The organism is [Mycobacterium] stephanolepidis (assembly GCF_002356335.1).
Taxonomy (GTDB): domain Bacteria; phylum Actinomycetota; class Actinomycetes; order Mycobacteriales; family Mycobacteriaceae; genus Mycobacterium; species Mycobacterium stephanolepidis.
In genome coordinates this window covers 2830844-2855335 of record NZ_AP018165.1, presented here as the reverse complement: position 1 = coordinate 2855335, position 24492 = coordinate 2830844, and the positions used below count along the sequence as shown (strand labels likewise).

Sequence of the window (24492 nt, the reverse complement as noted above, 5' to 3'; positions counted from 1 at the left end):
TCGGATGGTCAAGGCTCAGATCGAAACCAACGCGGCGCCAGATCCCGTGGGCGCCTACTCGCAAGCCGTACGCATTGGTGACACCCTGCAGGTGTCCGGGCAAGTGGGGATCAATGCTCAGACCCGTTCCCTGGCCGGAGAGGCCGTCTACGCGCAGACTGTCCAGACATTGCGCAATATCGAGGCGATCTTGAATGCAGCCGGCGCCGATTTCGGCGATGTGCTGATGCTGCGGGTATTCCTTCATGCCCCAGAAGGATTCGCCGAGCTGAACAAGGCGTTCGAGGACACCATCAGCAAGCCCTACCCGGCCCGGACCACCCTTTTCGGTGGGCCCCCGCCCGGGCTGCTGGTGGAGATAGATGCGCTCGCGAAGCTGTCCGGGACAGGGGATTGACCATGCGCATTCATCACCTGAACTGCGGCACGATGGCGCCCGTCGGGAAACGGCTCATGGAAGGCGCGGGAGCGCCCTGGCAGCGCGGCCGGCTGATCTGCCATTGCCTGCTCGTCGACACCGGAACGCGGCTGCTACTTGTCGACACCGGATTCGGCCTGCGCGATATCGCCGATCCGTTGGCAAGGATCGGCCGTCCCCTCAAGCTTCTGCTCAACCCTCGGTTCGCCGAATCGGAGGCAGCGGTGCGCCAGGTACAGGCACTCGGTTATGACCCTGCCGATGTCACCGACATCGTGCTCACCCATCACGACCACGATCACGTCGGCGGAGTCGACGACTTTCCCAACGCGCGTTTGCATGTGCACGCGATCGAAGCAGAATCCATACGCTCACAGCTGACGCTTCACGACAAGGTGCGCTACAGCGGGCAGCCCGAACTCATGGGACGTAGAGAGGGGGACCGCTGGTCCGAGTATTCGATCGGTGGCGATCAGTGGTTCGGTTTCCGCGCCGTACGGCAACTCCACGGTCTGCCGGAGGAGATCGCGATCATTCCGCTTCCGGGGCATAGCCGCGGGCACGTCGGCGTGGTGATCGACACCGGCGGCATCGGCCGCCCGCGGTGGCTCGTACACGCGGGTGATGCCTTTATGCACCCCGACGAAATGCTCACAGATCCGCGATGCCCGGTGGTGTTCAAGGTGTTTCAAAGCCTGGTGCAGGCCGATGCCACCTCACGGCTGTACAACGCGCAACAGCTACGCGAGCTGGCCACGCGCGACGATGTGGAGGTCATCAACTCGCACAATCCGTACTATTGGGACCGTGCCCGCGCGACCGCGCTGAGCATTGAGGTTGGAGCCCAATGAGAATCGCTGTCGCGGGAGCCGGAAGCATCGGATGTTATGTGGGCGGCAGGCTGCAGACCGCCGGGCATGACCTGGTGTACATCGGCCGGGCCGCCCTAGGCGAGTCGATCACCGAGCGTGGTCTCGCTCTTTCGGACTATCTGGGTTGGTCGGCGACGATTCCCGGAGAAAAATGCGTGTTCGCCGACGACATCGATGCGGTGCGCGCCGCCGATGTGGTGCTGGTGACGGTGAAATCGGCCGCGACCGCGGAGATGGCGGCGTCGCTGGCCGACAGGCTTCGCCCCGGAGCTGTGGTGGTCAGTTTGCAGAACGGGATACGCAACCCCACCGAGATATCGCGATACGTCACGCAGCACCGCGTGATCACCGGAATGGTCGGCTTCAATGTCGCGCAGGTCGGGCCGGCGCACTTTCACCAGGGCACACAGGGAAAACTGTCGATCTCTACGGGTGCAGAGTCCCTGGCACAGGCGCTGACCGAGAGCGGGTTGCCTACCGCCGTGCGTGAGGACATGTCGGCGGTGCAGTGGGGAAAGCTCGTGGTCAACCTCAACAATGCGGTCAACGCACTCTCGGGCTTGCCGCTGAAAGCCGAACTGGGACAGCGGGACTACCGTCTGGTGCTGGCCGCCGCCCAACGCGAGGCACTGGGGCTACTGCGCCGCGGTAACCAGCCGGTGGTCACTCCTCTTGCGGCGCCGCTCGCGTTCATGCCCTGGGTGCTGCGGATGCCGGACGCCGTGTTTGCCCGGGTGGCGCGGCAGATGGTCGAGATTGACCCTCAGGCGCGTTCGTCCATGCTGGACGACCTCACCCGTGGCAGACCGACCGAAATCGACTACATCAACGGGGAGGTTGTCGAGCTCGCCGAGAAGCTCGGCGTGAGTGCGCCCGTCAACGCTGCGCTCGTCAGCCTGATCCACCAGGCAACCGCATCCGGTGAGAAGTGGTCGGGTTCGGAGCTGCGCCGGGAAATCGACGATCGGACGGCGGCGAAAGTCCGCTAGTAGACAGCCCCACAGCGATCCGGCAGGGTTAACGCGCCGCGAACGGCGGTGAAACTCCTTCTAGGATCGCGTTTCCTGCGCCAGGATGGCCGCATGGCTGAGATCGACCTCTCGCTGTTGGACGTCCCGCGAACTGGGCCCGTCACAGATCCCGAGGCCTACCTGCGTGCCGCGATCGCCTGGCATTTCGGCGAGGACACCGGGTCGGCGTTCTGGTTGCGCACCGCGCAGACCCTGAACTTCGACCCGTTGGCCGACGTGAAGGTTTTCGAGGATCTTCGGCTGTTCCCTAACCTGGTCAACGAGCTGCGTGATGCACCCGTCGAGGACCTCATCCCGCGCGGTTACGGAACCCCGGCGCCGGTGCCCAAGATCTTCGAATCAGGTGGCACCACCGGTGCACCCAAACGCACGGCGCAACTACCCGATTGGGTTGAGCAGGTCACGCAATGGCAGATCGAGGACTTCACCGCAGGCGGCTTCGTGGCAGGACAGGGTCTGTTGTTCCTCATGCCCAGTGGCCCGCACGGGGTCGGCCATTTCTCGCGTGCGGTCAGCGAGCGGCTGGGTTCGGTGTTCTATCCGGTGGATCTCGATCCACGGTGGGTCAAGAAACTCGCCGCACGCAACGCCACGGCCGAAGTGTCTGGTTATGTCGAGCACGTCCTGGAGCAGGCGAGGTTCGTGCTGCAGACCCAGCGGGTTGCCAACCTGCACACCAGCCCGCCGCTGCTGGGCGCCATTGCCCGCGACGACGCCATGGTGGACCTGGTCAACCAGAAGATCCGCTACATACTGATCAGCGGTGCCCACGTAGACCTGGATACTCTCGATCTGCTCCGCGAGATCTTCCCGACGGCCGAGATCGCGATGGCCTTCGGCAGCACAATGATCTTGTCCCAGGCTAAGACTCGCGTTGACGGGGACGTCTTTGTTTTCGATCCGCGGTCACCCTACGTGGTGTTCTGGGTGATCGATCCCGACACGGGGGAGCGTGTGCCCTACGGTGAGCGCGGCCAGGTGGTGATGAATCACATCAGCAAGGGCATGTTCATTCCGAACAATCTCGAACGCGACACCGCGATCCGAATGAATGGCCCGGACAATCAGATTGGTGATTCCGTCAGTGAAGTGGTCCCGGTCGCCAGCTTTGAGGGCGAGCCGGTGATCGAGGGCGTTTACTGATCGTGATCGCACTTGACGCTCTTGGCCCCGGTGGCGAGTACCGCACCCGAAACCGTGAGGTGATCACCGATGTGGCCGGAGCGCCGGTCGCCGAGCTGAGCATCGTGCCCCCGCTGTATGTGAGCCGCAGCATTCAGGCGCAGCGCAAGGTCAAGTCCCTCCCACGTGATCGGTGCAACGCCGCGCTGGCAGACGCTGCCTCGATCTTCTTAGACGCGCACCTCGGCGGCCTTGGCTTCCAGCAATACGTCGAGGTGGTCAGCCGGGTGTCGGGGCTACCGATCGCGATTGCGCGGACCAGTGCCCGTGGTGTCGCAGACGCGGTACGGGTCGCCGCCGATTCGGTGGCGCCCGCCCGCCCGATGGGCGCCGCCATCGACTGGCGCGACGAGCGCACCCGGCGAGGAAGCGCGGTGTGGGCGCGCCGCGGTGAGGTGCTCGCCGTGCACGCGTCCGGGAACAGCCCCGGTGTGCACAGCACGTGGGCGCAGGCGCTGGCGCTGGGTTACCGGGTGGCCATCCGTCCATCGCGGCGCGAACCCTTCACCGGACACCGGCTTATCAATGCCTTACGCCAGGCCGGATTTCGGCCCGAAGATGCCCTCTATCTACCCACCGACCATGCGGGCGCGGCCGAGATAATCACCGCGGCCGACCTTGCTGTCGTCTACGGCGGCCAAGACGTCGTAGACCGCTATGTCGACGACCCGACAGTGCTGACGAACGGGCCGGGCCGCACCAAGATCCTGATCACCGCCGAACAGGACTGGCGCGACTATCTTGACGTCATCGTCGAGTCGATCAGCGGGCAGGGCGGGATGGCCTGCACCAATGCCACCGCCGTTCTCTACGAGGGCGATCCGCGACCGTTGGCCGAAGCGATCACCGCCAGGCTGGCGACGATCCCGGCGCTTCCGATCCACGACGAACGTGCTGCGCTACCGGCTCAGCCCGTAGCGGCGGCCAGGCGCTATGCCGAGCACCTCGCGGCCGTATCTCTCGGCACCACAGCGCTGCTGGGTGCCGACCAGGTGGTCGCAGACCTCGGCGATGGCTCGGCGGTACTGCGACCGGCGGTACATCTGCTGGTACGCCCCGACGGCGGCCCACTCAACACGGAGCTGGCGTTCCCGTGCGTGTGGATATCACCGTGGACACGCGCCGACGGCCTTACCCCGCTGCGGCATTCCTTGGTGGTCAACGCGATCACCAAGGACGAGCAGCTGATCGATGATCTTCTGAACGAGCCAACGGTGGCGAACGTGTACAGCGGCAGGCATCTCACGTCGTATGCGGCTTTCGATGTCCCGCACGACGGATTTCTCGCGGACTTCTTGATGCGCACCAAGGGCGTCGTCCGCGACTGATGTCAGGGTTGCGGCGCCCAGGGGCCCTGTCCGCCAACCGACTCGATACGGACGCGCGTCAGAAATCCATCCGGGGAGCCGGGCGGCGGGAAGTGTTCATCGGAGCCCAGCAGGGCAATGGCCAGCTGACTGAGCAGCTCGGGCGCGCCGCCTTCGACCACTCGCGCGGACCCGGTCACAGACAGGTACTGACGCTGCTGTCCCGGTTGGCTGGGCGTCAGGATGGTCAAGGCGACGTGGGGATCGCGTCGGATGTTGCGCAGCTTCTTGTAATTGCCGGACAGATGCGCGGCCACCAGTTCGTCGCCCTCGGGTGTGGATTGCAGGGCTACCCACACCACCGACACCTGTGGGGAGCCGTCGGGATTGATGGTGACGAGCGTGGCATCAGCACCCGCCCCGATGAGTGCGCGTGCGGCGTCGTGGAGTTCCATGTCGGCTTTATACCTCGCGGTGGCGGGTCTTATTCCCGTGAGCGGAATCTGCTGGCGACCGCGGTGCCCGGCCGACGACGTTGTCAACCGGGCACCGTGCCGAAATCTTTTATTGCAGAACGGTTGTGGTATTCGTGCCGTAGGGGGCCTGCGGGTTGGTGCCCAGCGGCGTGCGTGGGTTGGCGCCCTCATGGGTGGGCTCGTGAAATCCGCGGTCGTACAGGTTGGTGCCGGGTTGAGTGCAGGCCCCGCCGACGCGCGGTGCGCCGCCCGCGCACGCGGTCCGGCAGCTGTGGTTGTACGGCGTCTCGCCGGCGGAACACACCGGGAGGTCTGCAGCCGCCACGGGGGCGATGAACATCGCGGCCGAGGCACCCAGGGCTCCGGCGAACAGCGCGATGCCAGCGGGCAGGGAAACCATGAGGTTCAGAGCTCCTAAAAAGCATGAATCGAAGTTGAACAAAAGGTTACACATCATAACGATTCAAATGCTCGGAGTATTTGCTGTAGATCATTTCGCGTGGCGCATCAAGGCGGAAAAGCCCAAGACTCGCCTAGATACCCCGGCACGCCGGGGCATAGCTATATCCATCACCCAGCTAATACGTAGGTTACCGGGGGAGGGTTAGGTGTGGAGCTACTGGACGTGCATCGCTCACAGTGCGTGCAGGTAGCGCTGAGTTACCACTCGTTGTAACTGCTTGACCACTAGATTGCCCACCCGGACCCACCAGTAAGACGGCCTGGAGAATGCGGTTATCTCCACGGAGACAACGTCATTGGATGGATCAAAGCGCACGATGAAGACCTCTTCGCCGGTTTCCGGGTGCCCTCGAAGCGTCCCGTATGCGAAGCCGCGCCGATTCGGCTCGTCCACCACGTACACGATGCGGCACAGCGCCCAGAACGGCCACAGCCGCGTCATCACGTTCACGCCGACGGCGGCCTCCGGTGCTGAGGTCTGCACGGGCAGCCCGATCCCACGTTGGATACCGAATTGCATGAGGCTTGCGGCGGCCTCGTCGAACCGCGCCCTACCCGTTCCGATCTGCCGAGATTCGCGCACATGGTGATATCCGGCGGGCAGCTCGGTAGCCGTTGCGCCGATCTCGGAGTAGGTGAACGGGAGCTGGCTCAGCCGTGCAATATCCACCCCAATAACGTAGGGGAGTATGACCACCGAGGAAGCAGTAACAGCGCATGAGGGTGGCGGGTTCAATCCGCCCGATCCCACCCTCAAGGGCGGCCCCGACTACGGCCGTTTCATCGATGCGCTGCGGACTCTGCAGGATCGCGCTCGCGCCGCCCTGCCACCTGATGAGGTGATCACCGGTCTGGCCAACCAGCTCGAGGCCATGAACGAGCTGCTGGCCCCGCACGAAGTTTCGGAATGGGACTCGCCCTCAGGCCGTCGCACCGATCTTCCGCTGCGCGGAAACATCCTGCTGGTCCCGATGACGATCGATAGTTTCGACAACGGAGTCCTCACCGGCACAGCCACTTTCGGGCGTTACCATCTGGGGCGAAACGGTGCGGTGCATGGCGGATGCCTTGGATTGCTCTTCGACACGATCATCGGTACCGGCACGATGCTGCTCACGGATCTGCGCAAGCTGCGCACCGCGTACCTGAACATCAACTACCGCAAGGTCACGCCGATCGAGAAGGAGCTGCAGTTCGACTGCACCCTGGACCGCGTCGAGGGTCGCAAGGTGTACTTGACCAGCAGATTGCTCGATGGCGAGGATATTCTCGCCGAGGCCGACGCCCTCTTTGTGAAGCTCAATCCCGGTCAGCCATGAGCGGACGCACCCGTCGGTGGGCCCGGTGGCGCGACGGGGTGCGGGACCGTCCGGCGTTGAACATCGTCTACCGCATGGCGGTCGGGGTCATCGGTCTGGCGGTGCTCGGCGCGGGCATCATCGCGATCCCCTATCCGGGGCCCGGCTGGGCGATCGTCTTCCTCGGCCTGGCGATTCTAGCCTCCGAGTTCTCCTGGGCAAGAAAGCTTCTCCATGTTGTCAGGGCCCGATACGACAGATTCATGGCCTGGTTTTCCACTCAACCGCAATGGTTGCGGGGGATCGGGGTGCTGTTCACCGCGGCATTGGTGATGGTCACCCTGTGGGTACTGGGTGCGGTCGGCTGGGTCGCCGCGCTGGCCGGAATCGAGGCGCACTGGTTCAAGAGCCCGCTAGGGCTTGGCAGCTGACCTTCGCCGCACCCGGTCGATGACGTTGGTCCACAGCACTTTCGAGCCCGCCACGAATTCCGCACCGGCATCGCGTGCCGAGATCATGCCCTTCATCATCAGCACAGCATCTGTCTTGTTGCGGGCGGAGGCCTTGCTCATGTGACCGGTATCGAACGGTGGCCGCGGGTCGTACTCGATGCACAGCTGAGTGGCTTCGGCGCGTGGCTGTCCGGCGATCTCGCCGACGAGCCACAGCCCAAGATCGAGCCCCGCGGAAACGCCTGCGGCGGTAATCACCTTGCCGTCGCGCACGATTCGCTTGTCCCGCTGGGGGTTGGCCCCGAAGGCGGCGAGCACCCGCTGCCCGGCCCAATGGCAGGTGGCGTCCTTGCCCTGCATGATCCCGGCGGCGCCGAGAATGAGCGACCCGCTACATACCGATGCGGTCCACGTCGTGCTGAGGTGAACCTTCCGCAGCCAGGTGAGAACGCCTTCGTCGGCGGCGGTGCTCATGGTGGCCGGTATCGAGCCGCCGATCAGGACGATGTCCGGTGCCGGGGTCTCCTCGAAGGAATGCGTCGCGCCGAGTGCCAGGACACCGCTATCGGTCACTATCGGCCCGGGCTCGTGCCAGACGAATCGAAACTCGGCATCGGGCAGCCCCCTCAGCATTTCGTACGGGCCTATCGCGTCGAGCGCCGTCATTCCCGGGTACGCCAGGATCGCTATCTGCATGATTGCCATGCTTGTCGACCGACCGCGAGGGTAGAAGTGGCCAGATAGCCAGTATCCAACGATATATTGCCAATCGCGAGTTACGCTCGCCGCATGCACTCCGTACCGTCGCGTCGTCCGGGGGAGCCTCACTCGGTGCCCGTGGGCCGTTCGGGCGAGCCTCACTCGGTCCTGGTTCTTGCCCTTCCCGACACCATCGGATTCGATCTGGCGACCGCTGTGGAGGTGTTTCGGCGTGTGCACCTCGCCGATGGCACCCGGCCCTACCGGGTGCGGGTGTGCGGCACGGCGCCAGTGGTCTCTGCCGGACCGTTCGGCATCGCCACAGATCTTGGGCTTGAGGCTCTTTCGAATGCCGACACGATCGTGGTTCCCGCGCGCAACGACGTGACCGCGCCCACCCCCGACGGCGTTATCGAGGTGCTGCAGGCCGCGTACGCCCGCGGTGCGCGCCTCGCTTCGATCTGCGCCGGAGCCTTCACGCTCGCCGAGGCCGGAATTCTGGACGGCAAGCGCGCCACCACGCACTGGCTGGCCGCTGACCTGTTTCGGCAGATGTATCCGGAAGTGCGCCTGGATGCCGATGTGCTGTACGTGGACGAGGGTCAGGTGCTCACCTCCGCGGGCGCCTCGGCGGGGCTCGATCTGTGCCTACACATCGTCACGTGCGATCACGGCACGGCGGTCGCCTCCGAGGCGGCGCGGGTGGCCGTGGCGCCGCTACACCGGGACGGCGGTCAGGCCCAGTACGTCATCCGGAACCGTCAGCGCACCGAGGCCGGTCTCGGCGAGATGCTGGCGTGGATCGAGCACAACGCCCATCGGGAACTGTCTCTAGAGGACCTCGCGGTCCAGGCGTCCACCAGCGTGCGCAGCCTCAACCGGCGGTTTCGGGCCGAAACGGGGCAGACGCCGATGCAATGGCTCACCGGCGTGCGGGTCCGTCATGCCCAGCAGCTACTGGAATGTTCGGCGGACTCGGTGGAGTGGATCGGGCGCGAGGTGGGGTTCGGTTCACCTGCGAATTTCCGGGAGCAGTTCCGCCGACTCACCGGGGTCTCCCCGCTCGCTTACCGGAATACCTTCCGGGCACGATCGGCCTGAGTGCTCTCGGTGCCCATCGGCTGGGAAGGCGCTGGTGCGGACCGATAGCATGAGTTCGCAAACCCCCCCGTCCCTGAAGTGGAGAACTGCTGATGACTGCGCCCAACCCGTCTTCCCCTGTGCCCCCTATCCGGGTGCCGGCCGGGACGACGGCGGGGACCGCGGTGCGTGAGGCAGGTCTGCCGGGGAAGGGCGAGGACGCCATCGTCGTCGTCCGGGTGGACGGTGCGTTGAAAGATCTGTCCTGGACCCCCGAGGTCGACACCGAGGTAGAGCCGGTCGCGGCCAACACCGAGGATGGGCGCAGCGTCATCCGGCACTCGGCCGCCCACGTGCTGGCGCAGGCTGTGCAAGACCTCTTCCCGAAGGCCAAGCTTGGTATCGGTCCACCGATCACCGATGGCTTCTACTACGACTTCGGGATCGATCATGCCTTCACTCCCGAGGACCTGGCCGCCCTCGAAAAGAAGATGAAGCAGATCATCAAGGAGGGGCAACGCTTTTCACGCCGGGTGTACGGCTCGGTGGAAGAGGCACAGGCCGAGCTTGCCAACGAGCCGTTCAAGCTGGAACTTGTCTCCGATAAGTCGGGCGCCGACGACCCCGAGGTGATGGAGGTCGGTGGCGACGAGCTGTCCGCCTACGACAACCTGAATCCTCGTACCGGGGAACGGGAATGGTTCGACCTGTGCCGTGGCCCGCACATTCCCACCACCAAACACATCCCGGCGTTCCGGCTCACCCGCAGCTCGGCCGCCTACTGGCGCGGCAATCAGGCCAACGCCAGCATGCAGCGCGTCTACGGCACCGCCTGGGAATCCCAGGAAGCGCTCGACAAGCACCTCGAACTACTGGAAGAGGCGCTGCGGCGTGACCACCGCAAGCTCGGTGTGGAGCTCGATCTGTTCAGCTTTCCCGACGAAATCGGTTCCGGTCTGCCGGTTTTCCACCCCAAGGGTGGCATCATCCGCAAGGAGCTGGAGGACTACTCGCGCGCCAAGCACTCCGCCGCCGGGTACGAATTCGTCAACACTCCGCACATCACCAAGGAAAACCTGTACCAGACCTCCGGGCACCTGGACTGGTACTCCGATGGCATGTTCCCTCCGATGCACATCGACGCCGAACTCAATGACGACGGCACCGTGCGCAAACCGGGGCAGAACTACTACCTCAAGCCCATGAACTGCCCGATGCACCACTTGATCTACCGGGCACGGGGTCGTTCATACCGTGAATTGCCGTTGCGGCTCTTCGAATTCGGATCGGTGTACCGATACGAAAAGTCCGGCGTGGTGCACGGCCTGACCCGGGTGCGGGGTATGACGCAGGACGACGCGCATATCTACACCACTCGTGAGCAGATGCATGAGGAGCTGACGTCCCTGCTGCGGTTCGTGCTGGATCTGTTGTCCGATTACGGGCTCGACGACTTCTACCTCGAGCTGTCGACCAAGGACGAGACGAAATTCGTTGGATCCGATGAGGACTGGGATCAAGCGACCAAGACCCTGGAGCAGGTGGCGCTCGATTCCGGGCTGCAACTGGTTCCGGACCCGGGCGGCGCGGCGTTCTACGGCCCCAAGATTTCGGTGCAGGCCAAGGACGCGCTGGGCCGGTCCTGGCAGATGTCGACCATCCAGCTCGACTTCAACATGCCGGAGCGATTCGAATTGGAGTACACCGCCGCCGACGGAACCCGTCAGCGCCCTGTGCTCATCCATCGCGCACTGTTCGGGTCCATCGAGCGGTTCTTCGGTGTGCTCACCGAGCACTACGCCGGTGCCTTCCCGGCCTGGCTGTCGCCGGTGCAGGTTGTCGGAATCCCGATCGCCGACGCCCACGCGCCGTACCTGAGCGGCATTGTCTCGCAGCTCAAATCGCAGGGCATCCGGGCCGAGATCGATGTCAGCGATGACCGCATGAACAAAAAGATCGTCAACCACACCAACCAGCGCGTGCCCTTCCTGCTGCTGGCCGGCGATCGTGACGTGGAGGCCGGCGCGGTGAGCTTCCGCTTCCGCGACCGTACCCAGGTGAACGGAGTGCCCCGCGACGAGGCCGTGGCCGCCATCATCGATTGGGTGAACAGACACGAGAACGTTTCTCCTACCGCTGAACTGCTGAAGTTGGGGACCCGTGACTGACGAGAACTCGACCATCACGGATCGGGGAGTGGGCGACCCCGATCACCTGCAGCGGCTCTGGACACCCCACCGGATGACCTACTTGGTCGAGGCGGTGAAATCGAGCGGGGCGGAGTCCGCTCCGTTCACCGACATCCCCGAGATGGCCGATGAAGACGGACTGGTGGTGGCGCGCGGGGAGCATGTGTATGCGGTGCTCAACCTGTACCCGTACAACCCGGGACATCTCATGGTGGTGCCGTATCGGCAGGTCGCCGAGCTCGAAGACCTGACCGAGAATGAGAGCCGCGAGCTGATGGCGTTCACCCAGAAGGCGATTCGGGTGATCAAGAAGGTATCTCGTCCGCACGGCTTCAACGTGGGGCTCAACCTGGGCACTGCGGCAGGCGGATCGCTGGCCGAGCACTTGCATCAGCACGTCGTGCCGCGCTGGGGTGGCGACGCCAACTTCATCACCATCATCGGTGACTCCAAGGTGCTGCCGCAGCTGCTGCGGGACACACGCCAGTTACTGGCCAGCGCTTGGGAGCAGCTGCCATGAGCGGCTTCTTGTCCCGGGAGACGTTCGCAAAGATCATCAACCCGCTAGCCGGCGCGGTGCTGCGCGCGGGATTCACCCCGGACACCGTCACCATCTTCGGGACCGCGGCAACGGTCGTCGCCGCGCTCACCTTGTTCCCGACGGGCCACCTGTTCTGGGGCGGCATGGCGGTCTGGCTGTTCACCATGTTCGACATGCTCGACGGAGCGATGGCGCGGGCCCGTGGTGGTGGCACCCGATTCGGCGCGGTGCTGGATGCCACATGTGATCGTGTGGCAGACGGCGCGGTGTTCGCCGGACTGCTCTGGTGGGCGGCATTCGGTTGGGGATCAACGTCATTGGTCGTCGCCACACTGATCTGCATGATCACCTCGCAGGTGATCTCGTACGTGAAGGCGCGGGCCGAGGCCTCCGGATTACGTGCCGACGGTGGGCTGATCGAGCGACCCGAACGGCTCATCATCGTGCTTGCCGGAGCGATCTTCAGCGGTGGCTTCGGGTTACCGGAGCCGCTGCATGTGGCGATGTGGGTACTGGCGATCGCGAGCCTGGTGACGGTGGCGCAGCGCATGCATGCAGTGCGCACATCTCCCGGCGCACTTGATCTGCTTCCCAATTCCGATGCCGGACAGGACACCGCGGAGACGAATCAGTCATGAGTGTGTGGGGTGAACGCGCTGCTGACTGGGGGTATGCCGCCGGCTGGAATCTGACGCAGGTGACGCCAGATCTGCTCGCGCGCGCCATTTTCGACGTCGGTGCCATGGTCGGTGCCCGCAACGGCGGACCCGAACAGCTGCGCAATAACCTGGCCCGCGTGCTCGGCGTGCATCCCCGCGAGGTGCCCGACCGGCTGATGATCGACTCGATGCGTTCCTACGCCCGGTATTGGCGCGAAGCCTTCCGGCTGCCGTCGCAGAATATGGAGCGTCTTGCCGGCCGCCTGGACAGCTGCGCATTCGGGCGTCGGAACATCGACGCGTCCCAGGAGCTGGGCAAGGGCACAGTGATCGCCCTGCCGCACAGCGGAAACTGGGATATGGCGGGGGTGTGGCTGGCTCAAACCTACGGAACCTTCACCACGGTGGCTGAGCGTCTCAAACCCGAGTCGCTGTACCGCCGATTCCTGGACTACCGGGAAACCCTTGGCTTCGAGGTGCTCGCATCCAGTGGCGACTCCACCGGGCCGTACGAGACGTTGGCAACGCGGCTGAGGGAAAACCGCGTCGTCTGTCTCATGGCAGATCGCGATTTGAGTCGAAGTGGTGTGCCCGTCGACTTCTTCGGCGCAGAAGCTCGGATGCCCGCGGGGCCGGCCCGGCTGGCGATCGACACTGGAGCACGCCTGCTGCCGGCACACTGCTGGTTCGAGCCACACGGTCAATGGGGGGTGCGGATTCAGGCGCCCATCGATACATCATCAGGCGATGTTGCGGTGGTCACCCAGGCGCTCGCCGACGAGTTCGCCGCCAATATCGCCGAGCGTCCGGCGGACTGGCACATGTTGCAACCGCTGTGGCTTGACGACCTGTCCGAAGAGCGTCGCACTCGGTTGCGGACCTCGCCGGCACGACCGGCGTCGGAGAACCATCCCGAGCCCGTCCGGGAATCGGATACCGGCGATCGGGCGGCCCCCCGGGAGACTGATCCCGTTGGCGGGCAGGCGTAATGCGCATCGGGATGGTCTGCCCGTACTCCTTTGACGTACCGGGCGGTGTCCAGTCCCATGTGGTGCAGTTGGCGGAGGTCATGAGGGACCGCGGTCACCACGTCAGCCTGCTCGCACCGTCCTCATCGGACGTGGAGCTGCCCGAGTTCGTGGTGTCCGGCGGCAAGGCCGTCCCGATTCCGTACAACGGTTCGGTGGCGCGGCTGCGATTCGGCCCGGCCACCTATGCCAAGACCAGGCGCTGGCTGGTCGACGGGGACTTCGATGTGTTGCACCTGCATGAACCGAACGCGCCGAGTCTGTCCATGCTGGCGCTGATGGTGGCCGAGGGCCCGATCGTCGCCACCTTCCACACGTCCACCACGAAGTCGTTGACACTGAGTGTCTTTCAGGCGGTACTGCGCCCGTGGCACGAAAAGATCGTCGGCCGGATCGCGGTCTCCGAGCTCGCCCGGCGCTGGCAGATGGAAGCACTCGGATCTGACGCGGTCGAGATTCCCAACGGCGTCGATGTCCGGTCCTTTTCCGGGGCGCCGATGCTGGAGGGCTACCCGCGGGCAGGTAAGACGGTGCTTTTCCTGGGCCGGTACGACGAACCACGCAAGGGCATGGACGTGTTGATGGGGGCGCTGCCGAAGATCGCGGCCAGCTTCTCCGATGTGGAGATCTTGATCGTCGGACGCGGAGATGAGGCCGAACTGCGCACGCAAGCAGGGGCATTGGCAAAGCATCTGCGATTCCTCGGGCAGGTGGACGATGCCACCAAGGCCTCGGCCATGCGCAGCGCCGACGTCTACTGCGCCCCCAACATCGGCGGCGAGAGTTTCGGCATCGTGTTGGTGGAGGCGATGGCGGCGGGTACCGCGGTGGTGGCCAGCTCGCTCGACGCCTTCCGCCGGGTGCTGCTGGACGGCTCGGCGGGCCGGTTGACACCCACGGGTGATGCGGATGCCTTGGCGGCGACCATCATCGACGTGCTCGGAGACGACGAGGGCCGCGCGAAGCTGGTGGCGGCAGGTACCGAGGCAGTGCAGCGCTACGACTGGTCGGTGGTCGCACAGCAGATCATGCTCGTCTACGAGACCGTCACCGCTTCCGGTGCGCGTGTGAAGGTCGACAGTTGGTGACCTTCTCGGCGTTGACCGTCATCGTCATCGCCCTCATCGGCACGCTGGTCGCGCTGGGCCTGCTGTGGGCCTATCTGGTGGCCAACCGGCTAGACCGACTGCATGTGCGCAGCGACCTGTCCTGGCAGGCCCTCGATGCCGCGTTGGCGCGCCGTGCCGTCGTCGCACGGGCGGTGGGAGACGCGCTCAAGGACGATCAACTGATCAAACTCGCCGCGAAAGCCGAGCAGGCCGAACGCGACAGACGCGAGTATGCGGAGAACCAGTTGGCCTCGGCGTTGTCCACCGTCGACTCAGAGCGACTCCGTCCCGCGCTGGTGGCCGAGCTCGCCGATGCCGAGACGCGGGTGCTGATCGCTCGGCGCTTTCACAACGATGCTGTGCGCGACACTCTGGCCCTGCGGGTACGCCGGCCGGTGCGCTGGTTGCGTTTAGGCGGAACTGCGCCGATGCCAACGTATTTCGAAATCATCGACCGCCAGGGTGCGGGCACCGAAGACCCGGCCCTGGCCAACTTCCGTACGTCGGCTCGGATCATCCTGCTCGATGAGGACGGCCGGGTGCTGCTGCTGCGCGGCTTCGATCCCGCCGCGCCCAGCCCGGCGGTGCATTGGTGGTTCACCGTGGGCGGACAGACCTTGCCGGGTGAGAAGCTGTGTGACGGCGCGGTGCGCGAGCTGGTCGAGGAGACCGGATTATCGGTTCCCTCCGGGCGCCTGGTGGGCCCGCTGTGGCGTCGGGTGGCCGTCTTCGACTTCAACGGAACCACCATTCGCTCCGAGGAACTGTTCTTCGTGCACCGGACCAAGAGGTTCGAACCGGCGACGGACGGCCGCACCAATTTGGAGCAGCGCTACATCACCGGGCACCGCTGGTGCGACGCCGAAGAGATCGCCGCACTCGCGGCCTCGGGGGAGCAGGTGTTCCCGAATCAGCTGGGAGAGCTGCTCGGAGAGGCCGCCGCTGCCGCGGATGCGGTGGCCGCAGGTGGGCGCCGCGACCCGATCCTCATCGGGTGAGCCCGGTCACCGCACCTCCCGGGACAAAATCGCTGGTGTGGCCGCATTAGACTGGTGGCAGAAACCGACATCCAGGAGCCCTCAGTTGACTAGCACGACCAACGGAACGTCCCCCGAGACCGGAACCGGCACCGCGCGCGTCAAGCGCGGCATGGCCGAGATGCTCAAGGGCGGCGTCATCATGGACGTCGTTACGCCGGAACAGGCGAAGATCGCCGAAGACGCCGGTGCTGTCGCTGTCATGGCGCTGGAGCGGGTGCCCGCAGACATTCGCGCTCAGGGCGGCGTGTCCCGCATGAGCGATCCGGACATGATCGACGGCATCATCAGCACCGTCAGCATTCCCGTCATGGCCAAGGCCCGTATCGGGCATTTCGTCGAGGCGCAGATCTTGCAGAGCCTGGGCGTGGACTACATCGACGAGTCGGAGGTGCTGACCCCGGCCGACTACACCAACCACATCGACAAGTGGAAGTTCACCGTGCCGTTCGTGTGCGGTGCCACCAACCTGGGCGAGGCGCTGCGCCGCATCACCGAGGGTGCGGCCATGATCCGTTCCAAGGGTGAGGCCGGTACCGGTGACGTGTCCAACGCGACGACCCACATGCGCAAGATCGGTGGCGAGATCCGTCGGCTCACCTCGCTGTCCGAGGACGAGTTGTACGTTGCCGCAAAGGAACTACAGGCGCCGTACGACCTTGTGGTCGAGGTTGCTCGCGCCGGCAAGCTGCCGGTCACGCTGTTCACCGCCGGCGGAATCGCCACCCCGGCCGATGCCGCGATGATGATGCAGCTGGGTGCCGAGGGCGTATTCGTCGGATCCGGAATCTTCAAGTCCGGCAACCCCGAGCAGCGCGCCGCGGCGATCGTGAAGGCCACCACCTTCTACGACGACCCGGACGTGCTGGCCAAGGTGTCGCGCGGACTGGGTGAAGCGATGGTCGGTATCAACGTGGAGGACATCGCGCAGCCGCATCGGCTCGCCGAGCGCGGCTGGTAAAACCATCTGATGGCCGATATCGAAGAGATCCTGACGCTCGAGCAGCTCGAAAAGGACATCTTCCGAGGCAACGTGACCCGGAGCAGCCTGCGTCGCACCTTCGGTGGCCAGGTTGCGGGGCAATCGTTGGTCTCGGCGGTCCGTACCATCGAGCCGCAGTACCTGGTGCATTCCCTGCACGGATACTTCCTGCGTCCCGGAAATCCCAACGAGCCCACCGTGTTTCTCGTTGATCGGGTACGCGACGGCCGCTCGTTCAGCACCCGCCGGGTCACCGCCATCCAGGACGGACAGGCGATCTTCAGCATGTCGGCCTCCTTCCAGACGCTGGACACCGGCATCGAGCACCAGGACCTGATGCCGCCCGTACCGGCGCCCGAGGACCTGCCCGATGTGCAGGACGCGGAGGGATCGTTCAGCCACGATCTTTTCCGGCAGTTCGCCGAATGGGACATCCGGATCGTTCCCCACGAGCTGATGGACCGGAACCCGCGGCTGGCCGCGCAGCAGCGGGTGTGGTTCCGCTGCCGCAAGCAACTTCCGGATGATCCGGTGCTGCACGTCTGCGCGCTGGCCTACATGAGCGATCTGACGCTGCTGAGTTCTTCCAAGGTGCCGCACCGGGACGCGGTGCTGCAGACCGCGTCCCTGGATCACGCGCTGTGGTTCCTGCGTCCGTTTCGCGCCGATGAATGGCTGCTGTACGACGAGACGTCGCCGTCGGCCGGATACGGTCGGGCGCTGACTCAGGGCCGGATCTTCGATCGCGAGGGCCGGATGGTCGCGGCGGTGGTGCAGGAGGGGCTGACCCGGTACGAGCGCAATCCCGACGAGGCGTCGATCGCCAAGGGGAACATGGCGTGAGCCCGTTGATCGGCGTGCTGGCATTGCAGGGCGATGTCAGGGAACATGTTGCTGCTCTGGAAGATTCGGGTGCGGACGCGCTTGGTGTGCGCCGTCCCGAGGAACTCTCCAAGATAGACGGGCTGGTCATTCCCGGCGGGGAGTCGACCACCATGAGCAACTTGCTGCGGGTGTTCGAACTGCTGGACCCGCTCACCGAGCGTCTGCGTGGTGGTCTGCCGGTTTACGGATCCTGCGCGGGCATGATCCTGCTTGCCAGCGAGATACTCGATACCCGCCCGGATGCGGTGGCGCTGGGCGCGATCGATATGACGGTGCGGCGCAATGCTTTCGGGCGCCAGGTGGACTCGTTCGAGGGTGATCTGGATTTCGTGGGGCTCGATGGCGGGCTGCATGCGGTGTTCATCAGGGCGCCGTGGGTGGAGCGGGTCGGCACAGACGTCGAGGTGCTGGCCACTGTGCAGGGGCATCCGGTCGCGGTGCGGCAGGCGAGTGCGTTGGCGACGTCGTTTCACCCCGAGGTCACCGGGGACCGGCGAGTGCACCAACTGTTCGTCGACATGGTGCGCGCGTCCTAGGCGTCTTCGACCGCATACCAGGTGCAGCCGTATCGCCCGATTTCTCGGCGTGCGGTATGCGCTCGACGCGATGGCTACCAGCGCAGCATGGGCATCGGGCGCAGCGGATGCTTCAGCGTCCATTTTCCGGCCGTCCGCAATAAGAATCCGTGAAAACCGCCGTATGGCAGTGCTTCCACGACCTCGCGCACATCGGAGCGTTCCAAACCGGTCCAGGCGTACATGCCGCGGAAAGCGTCGATCCGATCGCCCAGCCGGAAGGTCTCGACCCACAGATCGTCGGCCGACCTGAGCTTGTGGTGGTCGGCCACCATCGCCCTGAGACGATCGATGTCGGTGATGCCGAATTCCGGTGCCAGTTGTTCGGCCAGATCGACCGAAGGGTCCAGATAGTCCCAGGTACCGGCCGTCCAGATGCCGATATCGTGTGTCGCCCATGCCAGGGCGATCTCCGGCGGAGCCTGGGTCATGCCGAGAAGGCGGAGCTGGTAATTCATGCCCCGGTACAGGTGATTGCGGTAATCGGTGAGGCTGTCTCCGACGGTTGACGCGTATCGGTCCAAGACCGCGTCGACAATCGGGTCGGCTACCAGGACAGTCATGTGATTCACCCTAGGTGCGCGAGTAGACTCGGGCAGCGCAGAAGTGCGACGGAACCTAGAGAAAGTAGTACAGGGGTACATGAGCGGCCATTCCAAGTGGGCCACCACAAAGCATCAGAAGGCCGTCAAAGACGCGCGCCGTGGCAAAGAGTTCGCCAAGCTGATCAAGAACATCGAGGTCGCCGCGCGTACCGGGGGCGGAGATCCGACCGGCAACCCGACGCTCTACGACGCCATCCAGAAGGCCAAGAAGACCTCGGTGCCCAACGACAACATCGAGCGGGCCCGTAAGCGCGGCGCCGGCGAAGAGGCCGGCGGGGCCGACTGGCAGACCATCATGTACGAGGGCTATGGCCCCAACGGCGTCGCGGTGCTTATCGAGTGCCTGAGTGACAACCGCAACCGCGCTGCCGGTGAGGTTCGGGTCGCGATGACCCGCAACGGTGGCAGCATGGCCGATCCGGGATCGGTGTCGTACCTGTTCTCCCGCAAGGGTGTTGTGACGCTGGAGAAGAACGGTCTGTCCGAGGACGACGTGCTCACGGCCGTGCTGGAGGCGGGTGCCGAGGAGGTCAACGACCTGGGCGAGACCTTCGAAGTCATCTCCGAGCCCACCGACTTGATCGCGGTCCGTCAGTCACTGCAAGAGGCCGGGATCGACTACGAGTCGGCGGAGGCCAGCTTCCAGCCGTCGATGAGCGTGCCCGTCGACGTCGACACTGCCCGCAAGGTGTTCAAGCTGGTCGACGCACTGGAAGACAGTGACGACGTGCAGAACGTCTACACCAACGTGGACCTGTCGGACGAGGTGCTGGCCCAGCTCGACGAGGACTGAGCGTGCCCGTCACGGGACCCGTGACTGCTAGCTGTCGACGCGTACCGGTGTCTTCTCCGTTGCTCCGGCAGCCCAGAACGCCATGGTCACGACCGCGGTGGTGACCAGGACGGCACCGATGGTGTCGGTGAAGTAGTGATACCCGCACGCGACCTGCCCGAGTAGTCCGAGCATGCTGACAATCCCGGCGGCGATGTACGCCCAGAGGGCTCCGCCGGCGACCAGCACCAGCATCCCCGTCACGGCCACCACGAAGGTGGTGTGGCCGCTGGGATAAGCGAGGTAGCCGCCCTTCTCACGCCCGACGAGCATCTTGGTGGCCTGGGTGGTCCAGTTCGCGATGAAGGGGCAGACCAGGACAACTGCCGCGACCCGCCAACGCCGCCGATACAGCTCGAACCCGACGCACACCACGAGCACCGGAACCAAGAACACCCAATCGGTGAAGAACAGCAGCCAGCGTGGCTGTACCCCGAACGCGACCTGGGTCGCATCGAAAAACCACCTGTCAAACGGCGTGGAACCCTTCCCGACGGAGGACCCGAGCACCAGCATCAAGATCACGCCGAGGGGAGGCCACCACTGAACCGTTTTCTCGCTGGGCAGTTTTCCGACAGACACTCCGACGACAGTAATCGGACCCAGACGTCGACCCGAATCGTGCCGGTGACCGGGAATCAAACGTCACCGGACGGCGTTACTGTGATGTCAACGAGTGTTGGTCAACATCTGTTGACTTGAATGTCAAGCAGGCGTACATATAAGACATCCACGAGTGAGGGGAGGCCGGTCATGGCCACACAAGCAGTCGCCCCGGCGCCTGAAACGACAACCCTGTGGCGCACTGCGCGCGCGGTTCTCGCGCTGCCGGTCACCGTGACGGTTCTGATTCCGCTGGTGATTCTCTACGGGTCCGGTGTTCAGGTGTCGTCCTGGATGTCGGATCAGATGTCGATGACGGCGACGTTGATCGGGACCCTACTGGTGGCTGCCGGCCTGTTCCTGGTGACGCGGACCGTCATGCTCTTCCACCAGACCGGCAAGGGGTCCCTAGCGCCCTTCGATCCGCCGATCCGGCTTGTCGTGCGCGGCCCGTACCGCCACATGCGTAACCCCATGATCACCGGCGTCATCGCCATCTTGCTGGGTGAGGCGCTGACGGTGAACTCCGTTGGTCTGTTGATCTACGCGGCCGTTTTCGTGACCATCAACGCGATCTACTTCCCGCTGGTCGAGGAGCGCGGCCTGTTGCGGCGATTCGGCCGCGACTACGCCGAGTATGCGCAGCACGTACCGCGGTGGGTGCCACGGCTGCGCCCGTGGACGCAGCCCGAGGGCGCGCGTTAAGGCGCCTCGCAATCACAGTCGCAGTCCAGGTAGGCCTGGATGGTCGGCGCGATGAGGTCGATGATCTGTTCGTGCGTCATCGCGGGCACGTTGCCGAGTCGGATGACGTAACGGCACATCGCCAATCCGATCATTTGGGTGCCGATGAGCGCCGCGCGTTCCATGGCGCGATCCGCGGTCAGCGATTCGATGATCGGCACCATCTGGCAGCTGAAAATCTCCTCCATGCGCGCCCGTGCGGACTCGTGGGACACCGCAGCCCGCAGCAACGCGACCATGGTGTCGTCGGCTTCCCATTGGGTGAGGAAGTGCTGGACCAAGGTTGCTCCGAGCTGATCGCGCGGAATCTCGGCTAGTTCCTCGGGGAAATGTATGTCGAAGTTGGCTGCGGCGGTGAACAGCTTGGCTTTGTTGCCGTAGTACCGCATGACCAGGGACGGGTCGATGCCCGCCGTCGCCGCGATGGCCCGTATGGTTGCCTTCTCGTAGCCGACGCCCGCGAAGTGTTCCTGGGCAGCCTCGAGGATGGCCGCGCGAGTGGCGTCCGATCGCCGAGGTTCGGTAGACATGCGCTGAGCTTAGGCCAACGGATGTTGACATTTGCAGAGCCCTCGCGTGTTGCTGTGCCGAATGGGCGAGCTCTCTCGATATGCTATCGAACAACTGTTCTACGGCGAGAGGGCTGGCGCGTGCGAGTGATGGGAGTCGACCCGGGGCTCACCCGGTGTGGTCTGTCCATGGTCGAGGCCTCCTCGGGTCGCAAGGTGGTGGCCCTGGATGTCGACGTCGTGCGCACCCCGGCCAATCAGCCTCTGCCGCAACGACTTTTGGCGATCAGCGAGGTCGTAGAGCATTGGATGGACACCCACCGTCCCGACGTGGTGGCCATCGAGCGCGTGTTCGCTCAGCAGAACGTATCGACGGTGATGGGTACCGCCCAAGCGGGCGGAATAGTTGCGCTCAGCGCCGCGAAGCGGGGTATCGAGGTGTATTTCCACACCCCGTCGGAGGTCAAGGCGGCCGTCACCGGCAACGGTCGGGCAGATAAATCCCAAGTGACCGCAATGATCACACGCATCCTGCAGCTGCAGACGGCGCCGAAGCCCGCCGACGCGGCCGACGCCCTGGCCCTGGCGATTTGTCACTGCTGGCGTGCGCCCATGCTGGCGAGAATGGCGAAAGCGGAGGCCGCCGCCGAAGAGCAGCGGAAAGCCTTCGCGGCCCGAATGAAGGCGGTAGCCCGATGATTGCTTCGGTCAATGGCGAGGTCATCGACATCGCGCTCGATCATGTGGTGATCGAGGCCGCCGGGGTCGGATACCGCGTCAACGCCACCCCGGCCACGCTGTCGACGCTACGGCGCGGCACCCAGGTGCGGCTGATCACGGCGATGATCGTCCGCGAGGACTCGATGACGTTGTACGGCTTCACCGATACCGATGCTCGCGATCTGTTCCTGACACTGCTCAGTGTCTCCGGTGTGGGGCCCAAGATCGCGATGGCCACGCTCGCGGTCTACGACGCATCGGCCCTACGCCAGGCGCTGGCCGATGGCGATGTCAATGCGCTGACCCGGGTGCCGGGGATCGGCAAGCGTGGCGCCGAGCGCATGGTGCTGGAGCTGCGCGAGAAGGTGGCAGCAGCTCCCGGTGGCACCACCGAGCTGGGCCGGGGTACCGCATCGCTGGTGCGCACGCAGGTCGTCGAGGCGCTCATCGGCCTCGGATTCGCCGCCAAACAAGCCGAACAGGCCACCGACACCGTTCTGGCTCAAGACAATTCCGAAGGGGATACCTCGACCGTGCTGCGGTCGGCGCTGACGTTGCTGGGTAAGACACGATGAGCCGCTTCGACGAGTTCGACGGCGCGGAGGACGACTTCGATGCCGGCCCCGAGATGTCTGGTGCGCTCACGGTCGGTGAGAACGATATCGACGCCGGACTGCGGCCCAAGTCGCTGCGAGAGTTCATCGGCCAGCCGCGCGTGCGTGAGCAGCTGGATCTGGTGCTGTCCGGCGCGAAGAATCGCGGCGGTACCCCCGATCACATCCTGTTATCCGGGCCGCCCGGGCTGGGGAAGACCTCGCTGGCGATGATCATCGCCGCCGAACTGGGCTCCTCGCTGCGGGTGACCTCGGGTCCGGCGCTGGAGCGGGCGGGTGACCTCGCGGCGATGCTGAGCAATCTCGTCGAAAACGATGTGCTCTTCATCGACGAGATTCACCGCATCGCCCGGCCTGCCGAGGAGATGCTGTACCTGGCCATGGAGGACTTCCGGGTCGACATCGTCGTCGGCAAGGGCCCCGGTGCCACCTCGATTCCCCTGGAGGTGGCGCCCTTCACGTTGGTCGGCGCGACAACCCGTTCGGGGTCGCTGACCGGGCCGCTGCGTGACCGCTTCGGATTCACGGCGCACATGGACTTCTATGAGTCCGAAGAGCTCGAACTCGTGCTGGCTCGATCGGCGGGAATCCTCGGCATCGAGCTGGGGGCCGACGCGGGCGTGGAGATCGCCCGGCGTTCGCGCGGCACCCCGCGCATCTCCAACCGATTGTTGCGCCGGGTCCGTGACTACGCGGAAGTGCGTGCCGACGGCGTCATCACCGTGGACGTCGCGAAGTCCGCTCTGGAGGTCTACGACGTCGATGAGCTCGGGCTGGATCGCCTGGACCGGGCCGTGCTTTCCGCGCTGACTCGCAGCTTCGGCGGCGGCCCGGTGGGTTTGTCGACTTTGGCGGTTGCCGTCGGGGAGGAATCGACCACCGTCGAAGAGGTATGCGAGCCGTTCCTGGTGCGTGCCGGGATGCTCGCGCGAACGCCGCGCGGGCGGGTGGCGACGGCGTTGGCGTGGACGCATCTGGGTCTCACCCCGCCGCCGCAAGTGCTGGGGCAGGCCGGGCTGTTCGATTGAGAGGACACCTGAGTCCAGGACGCGCAGGTCCGGGGTTCGCGTCAATTCCACAGAGTCGGATGGCACACTGGTGACTTGTCGCGTGCTTGTTTCACGCAGACCGTGCCTGCCCTCGTGAAGACCCAACGGAAAGAATCCCGAAAGCCGCCATGGAATCGATCATCGTCTTTTTGCCGCTCATCCTCGTTATGGGCGCATTCCTCTTCTTCGCGAACCGGCGGCAGCGCAAAGCTCTGGACGCCACCATCGAGCTGCACGACTCCCTGGCAATCGGTGACCGGGTGCACACCACCTCCGGCCTGCAGGGCACCATCGCCGCCGTCACCGACGACACCGTGGACCTGGAGATCGCGCCGGGTGTCGTGACGCGCTGGATGAAGCTCGCGATCCGCGACAAGATCGTCGATGAGGCCGCGGACGCTGATGACACCGCTGACGAGGCGTCGCGCGACGTCGAGAGCTCCGGGGTCGAGCTGACCAAGGAGTAACGGCTCCGCCGCTACTCAACCCTGAAAGCCTCCCGACCCGCCCTCGACAAGCAAGGAGACCGGACAC

The 24492-nt window shown here is 64.9% G+C and carries 29 protein-coding genes and 1 pseudogene; 23 read left to right on the top strand and 7 right to left on the bottom strand.

Annotation, left to right across the window (positions count from 1 at the left end):
• Positions 1-4 precede the first annotated feature (4 nt).
• The 5 genes from MSTE_RS14160 (at position 5) to MSTE_RS14140 (ending at position 4831) form a co-directional block, all read left to right on the top strand.
• On the top strand, positions 5-397 hold the full coding sequence (locus MSTE_RS14160; protein ID WP_096502116.1) for a RidA family protein: 393 nt from the start codon (positions 5-7) through the stop codon (positions 395-397).
• Positions 398-399: 2 nt separating this feature from the next.
• Positions 400-1269 (top strand): MBL fold metallo-hydrolase, encoded by an 870-nt coding sequence (locus tag MSTE_RS14155; RefSeq protein WP_096502114.1) that lies wholly within the window; start codon positions 400-402, stop codon positions 1267-1269.
• Positions 1266-2279, top strand: a complete 1014-nt coding sequence (locus tag MSTE_RS14150; protein ID WP_096502112.1) for a 2-dehydropantoate 2-reductase — start codon at positions 1266-1268, stop codon at positions 2277-2279. Before MSTE_RS14155 ends, MSTE_RS14150 begins: the two co-directional genes overlap by 4 nt.
• A gap of 93 nt (positions 2280-2372) precedes the next feature.
• Complete coding sequence (locus MSTE_RS14145; protein ID WP_096505879.1) at positions 2373-3464, top strand: phenazine antibiotic biosynthesis protein; 1092 nt, start codon at positions 2373-2375, stop codon at positions 3462-3464.
• A 2-nt stretch (positions 3465-3466) separates the two neighbouring features.
• Positions 3467-4831 carry an aldehyde dehydrogenase family protein gene (locus MSTE_RS14140; RefSeq protein ID WP_096502110.1) on the top strand — a complete coding sequence of 455 codons (1365 nt, stop codon included), beginning with the start codon at positions 3467-3469 and terminating at the stop codon, positions 4829-4831.
• 2 nt (positions 4832-4833) lie between these two features.
• Here the strand turns inward: MSTE_RS14140 and MSTE_RS14135 are convergent, their stop codons facing one another.
• From MSTE_RS14135 to MSTE_RS14125, 3 genes are all read right to left on the bottom strand, one after another.
• Positions 4834-5265, bottom strand: coding sequence for a PPOX class F420-dependent oxidoreductase (locus MSTE_RS14135; protein ID WP_096502108.1), 432 nt, complete (start codon positions 5263-5265; stop codon positions 4834-4836).
• Between the two features lie 109 nt (positions 5266-5374).
• Positions 5375-5686, bottom strand: coding sequence for a hypothetical protein (locus MSTE_RS14130; RefSeq protein WP_096502106.1), 312 nt, complete (start codon positions 5684-5686; stop codon positions 5375-5377).
• Positions 5687-5920: 234 nt separating this feature from the next.
• Positions 5921-6418 (bottom strand): DUF1990 family protein, encoded by a 498-nt coding sequence (locus MSTE_RS14125; RefSeq protein WP_162291427.1) that lies wholly within the window; start codon positions 6416-6418, stop codon positions 5921-5923.
• 19 nt (positions 6419-6437) lie between these two features.
• Here MSTE_RS14125 and MSTE_RS14120 point away from each other — a divergent pair, with 19 nt between their 5' ends.
• Entirely contained in the window at positions 6438-7067 is a 630-nt protein-coding gene (locus MSTE_RS14120) for a PaaI family thioesterase (RefSeq protein WP_096502104.1), read from the top strand.
• Positions 7064-7477, top strand: a complete 414-nt coding sequence (locus MSTE_RS14115) for a TIGR02611 family protein (protein WP_096502102.1) — start codon at positions 7064-7066, stop codon at positions 7475-7477. The genes MSTE_RS14120 and MSTE_RS14115 overlap by 4 nt, the downstream gene beginning before the upstream one ends.
• On the opposite strand, the gene MSTE_RS14110 is transcribed toward MSTE_RS14115, so the two are convergent.
• On the bottom strand, positions 7460-8194 hold the full coding sequence (locus MSTE_RS14110) for a DJ-1/PfpI family protein (protein WP_096505875.1): 735 nt from the start codon (positions 8192-8194) through the stop codon (positions 7460-7462). The genes MSTE_RS14115 and MSTE_RS14110 overlap by 18 nt on opposite strands.
• 93 nt (positions 8195-8287) lie before the next feature.
• Here MSTE_RS14110 and MSTE_RS14105 point away from each other — a divergent pair, with 93 nt between their 5' ends.
• From MSTE_RS14105 to pdxT, 10 genes are all read left to right on the top strand, one after another.
• Positions 8288-9298 carry a GlxA family transcriptional regulator gene (locus tag MSTE_RS14105; RefSeq protein ID WP_096502100.1) on the top strand — a complete coding sequence of 337 codons (1011 nt, stop codon included), beginning with the start codon at positions 8288-8290 and terminating at the stop codon, positions 9296-9298.
• Between the two features lie 92 nt (positions 9299-9390).
• Positions 9391-11445 carry a threonine--tRNA ligase gene (gene thrS, locus MSTE_RS14100; RefSeq protein ID WP_096502098.1) on the top strand — a complete coding sequence of 685 codons (2055 nt, stop codon included), beginning with the start codon at positions 9391-9393 and terminating at the stop codon, positions 11443-11445.
• Positions 11438-11986, top strand: a complete 549-nt coding sequence (locus tag MSTE_RS14095; RefSeq protein WP_096502096.1) for an HIT family protein — start codon at positions 11438-11440, stop codon at positions 11984-11986. The genes thrS and MSTE_RS14095 overlap by 8 nt, the downstream gene beginning before the upstream one ends.
• A complete protein-coding gene (gene pgsA / locus MSTE_RS14090; protein WP_064409017.1) occupies positions 11983-12645 on the top strand; it encodes a phosphatidylinositol phosphate synthase in 663 nt (220 codons plus the stop codon). Before MSTE_RS14095 ends, pgsA begins: the two co-directional genes overlap by 4 nt.
• Positions 12642-13655, top strand: coding sequence for a phosphatidylinositol mannoside acyltransferase (locus tag MSTE_RS14085; RefSeq protein WP_096502094.1), 1014 nt, complete (start codon positions 12642-12644; stop codon positions 13653-13655). The genes pgsA and MSTE_RS14085 overlap by 4 nt, the downstream gene beginning before the upstream one ends.
• Entirely contained in the window at positions 13655-14782 is a 1128-nt protein-coding gene (locus MSTE_RS14080; RefSeq protein WP_096502092.1) for a glycosyltransferase family 4 protein, read from the top strand. Before MSTE_RS14085 ends, MSTE_RS14080 begins: the two co-directional genes overlap by 1 nt.
• Positions 14779-15801, top strand: a complete 1023-nt coding sequence (locus tag MSTE_RS14075) for an NUDIX hydrolase (RefSeq protein WP_096502090.1) — start codon at positions 14779-14781, stop codon at positions 15799-15801. Before MSTE_RS14080 ends, MSTE_RS14075 begins: the two co-directional genes overlap by 4 nt.
• Before the next feature lie 85 nt (positions 15802-15886).
• Positions 15887-16801, top strand: a complete 915-nt coding sequence (gene pdxS, locus MSTE_RS14070) for a pyridoxal 5'-phosphate synthase lyase subunit PdxS (protein WP_030093622.1) — start codon at positions 15887-15889, stop codon at positions 16799-16801.
• 9 nt (positions 16802-16810) lie between these two features.
• On the top strand, positions 16811-17665 hold the full coding sequence (locus MSTE_RS14065) for an acyl-CoA thioesterase (RefSeq protein WP_096502088.1): 855 nt from the start codon (positions 16811-16813) through the stop codon (positions 17663-17665).
• Positions 17666-17673: 8 nt separating this feature from the next.
• On the top strand, positions 17674-18243 hold the full coding sequence (gene pdxT, locus MSTE_RS14060) for a pyridoxal 5'-phosphate synthase glutaminase subunit PdxT (protein ID WP_162291647.1): 570 nt from the start codon (positions 17674-17676) through the stop codon (positions 18241-18243).
• A 74-nt stretch (positions 18244-18317) separates the two neighbouring features.
• Here pdxT and MSTE_RS14055 read toward each other — a convergent pair whose 3' ends face one another.
• On the bottom strand, positions 18318-18845 hold the full coding sequence (locus MSTE_RS14055) for a hypothetical protein (RefSeq protein ID WP_096502084.1): 528 nt from the start codon (positions 18843-18845) through the stop codon (positions 18318-18320).
• A 79-nt stretch (positions 18846-18924) separates the two neighbouring features.
• Between MSTE_RS14055 and MSTE_RS14050 the strand changes: the two genes are divergently transcribed.
• Positions 18925-19680: a YebC/PmpR family DNA-binding transcriptional regulator gene (locus MSTE_RS14050; protein ID WP_096502082.1), complete on the top strand. Its 756-nt coding sequence runs from the start codon at positions 18925-18927 to the stop codon at positions 19678-19680.
• Positions 19681-19707: 27 nt separating this feature from the next.
• Here MSTE_RS14050 and MSTE_RS14045 read toward each other — a convergent pair whose 3' ends face one another.
• Entirely contained in the window at positions 19708-20301 is a 594-nt protein-coding gene (locus tag MSTE_RS14045; protein WP_231896883.1) for a phosphatase PAP2 family protein, read from the bottom strand.
• 171 nt (positions 20302-20472) lie between these two features.
• On the opposite strand from MSTE_RS14045, the pseudogene MSTE_RS14040 reads away from it, so the two are divergent.
• Positions 20473-20934 (top strand): annotated as a pseudogene (locus MSTE_RS14040) (methyltransferase family protein); the annotation flags it as partial.
• An 89-nt stretch (positions 20935-21023) separates the two neighbouring features.
• On the opposite strand, the gene MSTE_RS14035 reads toward MSTE_RS14040, so the two are convergent.
• Positions 21024-21596 (bottom strand): TetR/AcrR family transcriptional regulator, encoded by a 573-nt coding sequence (locus tag MSTE_RS14035; protein WP_096502078.1) that lies wholly within the window; start codon positions 21594-21596, stop codon positions 21024-21026.
• A 120-nt stretch (positions 21597-21716) separates the two neighbouring features.
• Here MSTE_RS14035 and ruvC point away from each other — a divergent pair, with 120 nt between their 5' ends.
• The 4 genes from ruvC (at position 21717) to yajC (ending at position 24425) form a co-directional block, all read left to right on the top strand.
• Complete coding sequence (gene ruvC / locus MSTE_RS14030; protein ID WP_044103943.1) at positions 21717-22274, top strand: crossover junction endodeoxyribonuclease RuvC; 558 nt, start codon at positions 21717-21719, stop codon at positions 22272-22274.
• Positions 22271-22870 (top strand): Holliday junction branch migration protein RuvA, encoded by a 600-nt coding sequence (gene ruvA / locus MSTE_RS14025; protein ID WP_096502074.1) that lies wholly within the window; start codon positions 22271-22273, stop codon positions 22868-22870. Before ruvC ends, ruvA begins: the two co-directional genes overlap by 4 nt.
• A complete protein-coding gene (gene ruvB, locus MSTE_RS14020; RefSeq protein WP_096502072.1) occupies positions 22867-23937 on the top strand; it encodes a Holliday junction branch migration DNA helicase RuvB in 1071 nt (356 codons plus the stop codon). Before ruvA ends, ruvB begins: the two co-directional genes overlap by 4 nt.
• A gap of 149 nt (positions 23938-24086) precedes the next feature.
• Positions 24087-24425: a preprotein translocase subunit YajC gene (yajC, locus tag MSTE_RS14015; protein WP_096502070.1), complete on the top strand. Its 339-nt coding sequence runs from the start codon at positions 24087-24089 to the stop codon at positions 24423-24425.
• Positions 24426-24492: the final 67 nt, after the last annotated feature.